The following is a 7,526-nucleotide window of genomic DNA, read 5'->3' as shown; positions in this document are numbered from 1 at the left end:
CGGTGCCGGGCCGACGACCGGTGTCGGCGGGGCGGGGGTGCCGGGACGGGGCGCGGCCGGTGCCGGGGTGGCGGGCGCCACGGCGAACGGCCAGGCGGGCGGCGGGCCGTCGGTGGGGCCCCGGCCGGGGCGACCGGCTCGGCCGGCGTGCCGAAGGCGTTCCAGGACGCCCCGGTCTCGATGCTGCGGGTGGCCCGGCTCAGCAGCGCCGCGTCGAAGCCGGCCGGCAGCTCGGCGGCCGGGGTCCGGGCGGCTTCCGGCAGCGCCCGCCGCTCCCGGGGCGGCACGCTGGCCCGCGCCACGGTGGCGCCGGCCCGCTCGGGACGGCGGACCACCAGCAGTGCGCCCGGGACGTCCAGGTGGGCGGTCACCCCGCCGCCGGCCGTCGCGGCCAGCCGGACCGTCCAGCCGTGCCGGCGGGCCAACCGGCCCACCACGAACAGCCCGAGCACCTCGGTCGGGGCCAGGTCGAGCCGCTCCCGGCGGGTGAGCCGGGCGTTCTCCTCGGCGAGGCGCTCCTCGGTCATGCCGATGCCCCGGTCCACCACGGTGAGCCGGGCGCCGGCGTCGGTCTGCTCGGCGGCCACCAGCACCCGGGTGTGCGGCGGGGAGAAGACGGTCGCGTTCTCCATCAGCTCGGCCAGCGCGAGCACCAGGTCGCCGGCGGTCGCGGGTGCCGCCGAGACCCCGGGCGGGACCTGTACGTCCACCCGGGTGTAGTCCTCGATCTCGCCGAGCGCGAGCCGGACCAGGTCGCCCAGGGGGACCGGCGCGACGTGCCCGTCCGAGCCGGTGGCGCCGGAGAGCACCACGAGGCTGCCGGCGTTGCGGCGCAGCCGGCTGGAGATGTGGTCGAGGCGGTACAGGTGCTCCAGCCGCCCCGGGTCCGTCTCCTGCCGTTCCAGCCGGTCGATCAATGCGATCTGCCGGCCGACCAAATTCTGCGTACGCCGGCCGACGTGGCCGAACATCTGCGCCACGTTGCGCCGGCCGGCCACCTGCCGTTCGACCAGCCGGGCGGCGGTGTGCTGCACCCGCTCGAACGCCCGGGCCAGGTCGCCGATCTCGTCCCGCCGCTCCGCCCCGACGTCCACCGGGCCGAGGCGTACCGGCGGAACGGCCTCCGCCTCGTCGTCGACCACGCGGGTCAGCTCGGCCTCGGCGACCCGGGCGACCCGGTCCGCCGAGCGGGTGAGCCGGGTCAGCGGCCGTGCCACGGTCCGGGCCACCGCCATGCTGAGCAGCACCACGCTCAGCAGGATGAGGGCGGCCGACCCGCCGACCAGCCAGGCGGCGGCGAGCGCGTCCCGCTGGTCGTCCCGGGTCTCGGCGATGACGTCGGCGACGATCTTCTTCTCGACGAACTGGCCGAGGGTGATCATCGAGCGGACCGAGGGGAAGAGCGCGTCCAGCGGCACCGCCGCGATCGCCGCCACCGGGTCCTTGACGCTGTCCACCAGGAAGGTGGGGCTGGTCCGGGCGGCCACGGCGGCGTCGTCCAGCATGGCCAGCCGGTACTGCTCCGGCGTGATCAGTTTGCGGAACCGCTGGTTGTCCACCTGGAGCGCGGCCATGCAGGCGATGTACGAGCCGGCCACCTTCGGGTCGCCCGTCGCCTTGACCAGCACGATCAGCGTGGCGCAGGCGCCCAGCCCCTCGTCGGCGCGGAGCAGCGCGTCCAGCGCCAGCACCTGCCGCCCGGCCGAGGTGCCGGTGTCCACCTCGAACGGCAGCCGCAACGCCTCGATCAGCGCCATGTCGACGGCACCGAACGCGGTCATGATCTCGTCCGGGGTGGCCTCACCCGCCAGCACGGCGGTGCGCAGGTCGGCCAGCGCGCGTACCCCGTCGAGGGCCGCCCGGACGGGTGCCGGCAGCGACTCGGCCCGCAGGTCGGCGACCCGGTCGTCGACCGTGGCGGCCTTCTGGATCAGCTCGGTGCGGGTCACCCGGCCGAGCAGCGACCCCACCGAGAGCAGCCGTTCCTGCTGGAGGTCCTGCACGAGGCTGCCGATCCGGCTGGCCACCCGGACGGTGCCGGCGGTGTCGGCGGCCCGCTCGGCGGCGGCGACCCGGTCGAGGACCACCGGCACGGCCAGCCCGACCATGCTGAGCAGCGGGATGATCACCAGCAGGGCGAGCCTGCCCCGGATCCGGAGCCTACCGAGCAGCATCGAACGGCCTCCACCGCTCGGCTTCGCCGGCCCGTCCGGCCCCGACCGGCTGGAGGTCGCCGCCCGCCGTGACCGTGTGCGGGTCCGGGCGCGATGCCGCCGGCGGCGGGGCGGCCCCGGCGGGCTCGCGGTCCGCCTCGGCGAGCCGGCGGCGGGCCCGCCGCAGCGCGGCGAGCAGCACCCCGGCCAGCACGGCGAGCAGCACGGCGGCCACCGCGACGGCGCCCCGGGCCAGCCAGCGGTCCCGGTCGAGCCGGTCGAGCCGCTCCGCCAGCAGCGCGTCGAGCTGGTCGAGGATGACCTGGCGCAACTGGGTGGCGGCCGACTGCGCGACGCGCCGGGCGGCGCCCAGCTGGACCGGGTCGGGCCCGGCCGCACCGGCCGGCGCGGAGAACGCGGCCAGCGCCTCCACCGAGCGCTGGTAGGTGTCCAGCGGGGTGAGCACCGTGGGGCCGAGGTCGGTGCTCTCCGAGCTGTCCACGGCGGCCCGGAGGTCGTCCACGAGGTCGGTGGCCGGCCCGAGCGCGGCGACCCGGAGTTCGGCCAGCTCGGCGACGGTCTTCGGGCGGTCCGCGGCGGGCCGGCCCGGAGCGAGGGTCGCCAGGTCGGCGAGGCGGCCGGCGGCGACCATGGCCGCGGGCAGGTCCGCGCCGACGGCGTCCTGGACGAAGAACGAGTCGGACCGCGGGTCGCGGACCAGCCCGGATGCCTCCCGGACCTTGCGGTGCAGGGCCAGCAGCAGGTCGGTGACCTCGGCGTACGCCTGGAAGGCCGCCTGCGGGTCGGCGAGCGCGCGGTCCGGCAGCGCCTCCAGCTTGGCCCGTACCCCCGCCCAGCGTTCCCGGGTGCGGAGCTGGTCGCCGACCTCGCTGTCCACCTGGGTGGCCCGCTCGACGGCGGCGGTGAGTGCCGCCCGGGTGACCGGCCGGCCGGCGATCGCCGTGCTCTGCGCGTCGGTCAGCGCGTCGGTGACCGGTCCGAGCGCGCGCAGGTAGCGGACGCCGAGGCGTTCCCGGGCCGCCAGGTCGCGGTCGTCGCCGGTGTGCCGGTCGGTCTGGGCGAAGAGCAGCCCCAGCGGGGCCAGCAGCGCCAGCACCAGCAGCAGGGGCAGGGCGCGGCCCGGTACGGCGGGCCGTCGGCGGACCCGCGGCGCGGGGACGGTCATGGTCGGTCTCCTCCGGCGACGGCGGGGGACGTTCCGGAGCCGGGAGGTCGCCTGTACGCAGTCCCGTGCACCGGACCGGAAAAGTAGTCGAACCGGGCGCGGGTGTGACCGGGGTCGCCGAGTCGGCTTCACGTCACTTCGGGTCGCGTCACGTCCGGTTGACCTTGCGGCTACGCAGTGTCCGAGATGGCCGGAAGGAAGGTGGGATCGGCACCGATTTGCGGGCGTAGATGTGAATCCACGGGATCCGAATTCATCTCGCTGGGACGCTCTGGACCTTCCACGGTCGACGGAACCCGGACAACGAACGGCGCAGCCGGACGGACGTACGGCGGATCTCAGGGAACGCTCAGCCGGTGGCCCGTACCGTGTGCCGCATGAGATCACCGCTGCCCGTCGCGCGGATCCGGCGCGCCCTGGCCAGCCGCTCCCGCCGGATCGTCGCCGCGGTGGTGGTGGTCGTCCTGGTCGCCGCCGCCCTGGTCTGGGCGGCCCGCCCGCAGCGCGCCGACTTCCGGACCGATTCGGCCCTGGTGACCGTCCGCTCCGGACCGGCCGGCGACGAGCCGGTCGACCTGGACACCACGCTCTACCTCCCCGGCGACGCCTCGGCCCGGCACCGCGTCCCGGCGGTGCTGCTGGCGCACGGCTTCGGCGGCACCAAGGAGTCGGTCCGCTCCGACGCGGAGGACCTGGTCGCCCGGGGCTACGCGGTGCTCACCTGGACCGCCCGCGGGTTCGGCCGCAGCGGCGGGGAGATCCACCTGGACAGCCCCGACTACGAGGTGCGGGACGCCCAGCGGCTGCTCGACCGGCTCGCCGCCCGGCCGGACGTCCGCCTCGACGCCGCCGGCGACCCCCGGGTCGGCGTGGTCGGCGGCTCGTACGGCGGCGGCCTGGCCCTGCTGCTGGCCGCGCAGGACCGCCGGGTCGACGCGATCGTCCCGATGATCACCTGGCACGACCTGTCCCGGGCCTTCCTGCCGGAGAGCACCGGCAAGGCGCCCACCGAGGGTGTGTTCAAGAAGGGCTGGGCCGGCATCTTCTTCGGGGGCGGCGGCAACGCCGGCTCCGGCCCGGCCGGGCTCTCCGGGACCGGCGCGGCCCAGTCGGAGGGCGCCCCGGCGTCGGCCGGCGCGCCCAGCCCGCAGCCCGGCGCCGGCCCGGGCACCGGCCCCGGTCGCGCCCCGGCCGGCGCCGCCGACCCGTCCTGCGGCCGGTTCGCCGCCGACGTCTGCGCCGCGTACCTGCGGATCGCCACCTCCGGCCGGGCCGACGGCCCGGCGGTCGAGTTGCTGCGCCGCTCCTCGCCGGCCGGGGTGCTCGACCGGATCAAGGCCCCCACGCTGCTGGTGCAGGGCGAGGCGGACACGCTCTTCCCGCTCACCGAGGCGGACGCCAACGCCCGGGGCATCGCCGCGGCCGGCACGCCGGTGCGGGTCGCCTGGTTCACCGGCGGCCACGACGGCGGCGCCGGCCCGACCTCCGACTCCGACCGGGTGAAGTTCCTGACCGCACAGTGGCTCGACCACTACGTCAAGGGTGCGGGGGCGGCGCCCGGCGACAGCTTCACCTTCTCCCGGATCGCCGGGTTCGACGCGCTCGACCGGGGCCTGGTGGCCACCGGCTACCGCACGGCGGACTACCCGGGCGTGACCGGGCAGGGCCGCCGCGAGGTGACGCTGGTCGGGCCGACCCAGCCGGTCGCCAACCCGCCCAACGGCAACCCGGCGGCGATCTCGTCGGTGCCGTTCGCCGGGGCGCTCGGCTCGCTGCTGGACGGGGTGGCTGGCGACATCCCCGGCCAGCACGCCCGGTTCCAGTCCGCGCCGCTGGCCGAACCGGTCGACGTGGTCGGGGCGCCGACCGTGCGGATCCGGGCCGCCTCCGCGACCGGCGAGGCGGTGCTTTTCGTGAAGCTCTACGACGTCGACCCGCAGGGCGCGGCCACGCTGCCGGACGGCCTGGTCGCGCCGGTCCGGCTGACCGGTCTGCCGCGGACCGTCGAGCAGGCCCGGCCGGTCACGGTCACCCTGCCGGCGATCGTCCGCCGGATCGAGGCCGGGCACCGGCTGCGGGTCGTGGTGGCCACCTCCGACCAGGCGTACGCCACCCCGGCCGAGCCGGCCGTGCACACCGTGGCGCTCGGCGACGGCCCGCTGGTGCTGCCCACGGTCGACGCCTCGCCCATCCCCACCACCGCCACGGTCTGGCGCTGGGTGCTGGTCGGCCTGCTCGCCGCGATCGCGGTGGGGCTCGTCGTGGTCGTCCTGGTCGCCCGCCGCCGGCACCGCCGCCAGGACAGCTCGGTCCACCCGGCGTACGCGGGCGTCCCGCTCGCCGTCCGCAACCTGCGCAAGGAGTACGCGGACGGCTTCGTGGCCGTCTCCGACGTGGACTTCGAGGTGCACCCCGGCCAGGTGGTCGGCCTGCTCGGGCCGAACGGCGCCGGCAAGACCACCACGCTGCGGGTGCTCATGGGGCTGACCCAGCCCACCGCCGGCGAGATCCACGTCTTCGGCCACCGGCTGGTGCCCGGCTCGCCGGTCCTCTCCCGGATCGGGGCGCTGGTCGAGGGGCCGGGCTTCCTGCCGCACCTGTCCGGGTTGGAGAACCTGCGGGCGTACTGGCGGGCCACCGGCCGGCCGTGGGCGGACGCGCACTTCGAGGAGGCGCTGGAGATCGCCGGGCTGGGCGACTCGGTGCACCGGCGGACGAAGAACTACAGCCACGGCATGCGGCAGCGGCTGGCCATCGCGCAGGCCATGCTGGGCCTGCCCGAACTGCTGGTGCTCGACGAGCCGACGGACGGGCTGGATCCACCGCAGATCGCCGAGATGCGCCGGGTGCTCCAGCGGTACGCCACCGACGGGCGGGCCGTGCTGGTCTCCAGCCACCTGCTGGCCGAGGTCGAGCAGACCTGCACCCACGCCGTGGTGGTGAACAAGGGGCGGATCGTGGCGTCCGGCCCGGTCGAGGAGATCGTCGGCGAGTCGCCGAGCGTGCTGTTCGAGGTGAGCGACCCGGACGCGGCCCGTACCGTGCTCGACCGGCTGGCCGGCGTACGGGTGCTGCCCGACGGCGACGGCGCGCTGGTGGTGGACACCAACGGCACCGCCCGCAGCGAGGTGGTGGCGGAACTGGTCCGGGCCGGCATCGGGGTGGACCGGGTGGTGCCCCGGCGGCGCCTGGAGGACGCGTTCCTCGCCCTGGTGGGCGAGAACTCTCGGGGAAGCGGGGACCGGTGATGGCTCAGTCGTCTTCTGTGGGACCGGTCGGGGCGGCAACGGGTTACCGGCCGTCGGGCACCCTGCCGTTCCTGGCGGAGTTCCGCCGGCAGGCGTCGCGGCGGCGTACCCAGCTGGCGCTGGGGTTCATGGTGCTGCTGCCGCTGATCATCCTGATCGCGTTCCAGTTCGACTCGGGCAACGACGACCGGGAGGGCCGGAACGAGTTCGCCAGCCTGGTGGACCTGGCCACCTCGGGCGGGCTGAACTTCACCCTCTTCTCGATCTTCGTGTCGTCGTCCTTCCTGCTGGTCGTCGTGGTGGCCCTGTTCTGCGGTGACACGGTGGCCAGCGAGGCGAGCTGGGGCAGCCTGCGTTACCTGCTGGCGATCCCGGTGCCCCGCGCGCGGCTGCTCACGGTGAAGCTGCTGGTGGCGCTCGCGTACTCGGCGCTGGCGCTGGTGCTGCTCGCCGGGACCGCGCTGCTCGCCGGCACCCTCCGGTACGGCTGGTCCCCGCTGCGCAGTCAGGTCTCGGCCGAGCTGGCCCCGGCCGAGGGGCTGGTCCGCCTGCTCGCCGTGCTCGGCTACCTGGCGGTCGTCCTGCTGGTGGTGGCCGGCCTCGCGTTCCTGCTCTCGGTGACCACGGACGCCGCGCTCGGTGCGGTGGGCGGGGCGGTGCTGCTCTGGATCCTCTCCAGCATCCTCGACCAGATCACCGCGCTGGGCGCCCTGCGCGCGTTCCTGCCCACCCACTTCAGCAGCGCGTGGCTGGGGCTGCTCTCCACCCCGGTGCAGACCGACGACGTGGTACGCGGGGCCATCTCGGCGATCGCCTACGCCACGCTCTTCTGGGGCCTGGCCCTCTGGCGGTTCACCCGCAAGGACGTCACGAGCTGACCCGGCGGACGGTAGTATGGGAGCGTTCCCAAGAAGTCTTCCCAACCATAAGGAACCAGTA

The 7,526-nt window shown here is 75.8% G+C and carries 4 protein-coding genes; 2 read left to right on the top strand and 2 right to left on the bottom strand.

Translation table 11 applies throughout. The features are described 5' to 3' along the window. Nucleotides 1-2,174: sensor histidine kinase (locus tag IEY96_RS30730; RefSeq protein WP_189198296.1), on the bottom strand; the 2,174-nt coding region annotated here is incomplete at its 3' end. Next, nucleotides 2,161-3,339, bottom strand: coding sequence for a hypothetical protein (locus tag IEY96_RS30725; protein ID WP_189198295.1), 1,179 nt, complete (start codon nt 3,337-3,339; stop codon nt 2,161-2,163). The genes IEY96_RS30730 and IEY96_RS30725, both read right to left, overlap by 14 nt. Nucleotides 3,340-3,716: 377 nt before the next feature. Between IEY96_RS30725 and IEY96_RS30720 the strand changes: the two genes are divergently transcribed. Both IEY96_RS30720 and IEY96_RS30715 read left to right on the top strand, forming a co-directional pair. Then, nucleotides 3,717-6,587 carry an alpha/beta fold hydrolase gene (locus IEY96_RS30720; RefSeq protein ID WP_189198294.1) on the top strand — a complete coding sequence of 957 codons (2,871 nt, stop codon included), beginning with the start codon at nt 3,717-3,719 and terminating at the stop codon, nt 6,585-6,587. Next, complete coding sequence (locus tag IEY96_RS30715) at nt 6,587-7,465, top strand: ABC transporter permease (protein WP_189198293.1); 879 nt, start codon at nt 6,587-6,589, stop codon at nt 7,463-7,465. Before IEY96_RS30720 ends, IEY96_RS30715 begins: the two co-directional genes overlap by 1 nt. Nucleotides 7,466-7,526 lie beyond the last annotated feature (61 nt).

This window comes from Micromonospora fulviviridis, assembly GCF_014648395.1.
GTDB classification, from domain to species: domain Bacteria; phylum Actinomycetota; class Actinomycetes; order Mycobacteriales; family Micromonosporaceae; genus Micromonospora; species Micromonospora fulviviridis.
The sequence above is the reverse complement of the archived record's forward strand: the minus strand, read 5'-3'. Positions and strand labels throughout refer to the sequence as shown.

Coding starts and splice junctions, on each gene's coding strand:
- IEY96_RS30725 (WP_189198295.1), bottom strand. CDS start 3,339: ATGACCGTCCCCGCGCCGCGGGTCCGCCGACGGCCCGCCGTACCGGGC.
- IEY96_RS30720 (WP_189198294.1), top strand. CDS start 3,717: ATGAGATCACCGCTGCCCGTCGCGCGGATCCGGCGCGCCCTGGCCAGC.
- IEY96_RS30715 (WP_189198293.1), top strand. CDS start 6,587: ATGGCTCAGTCGTCTTCTGTGGGACCGGTCGGGGCGGCAACGGGTTAC.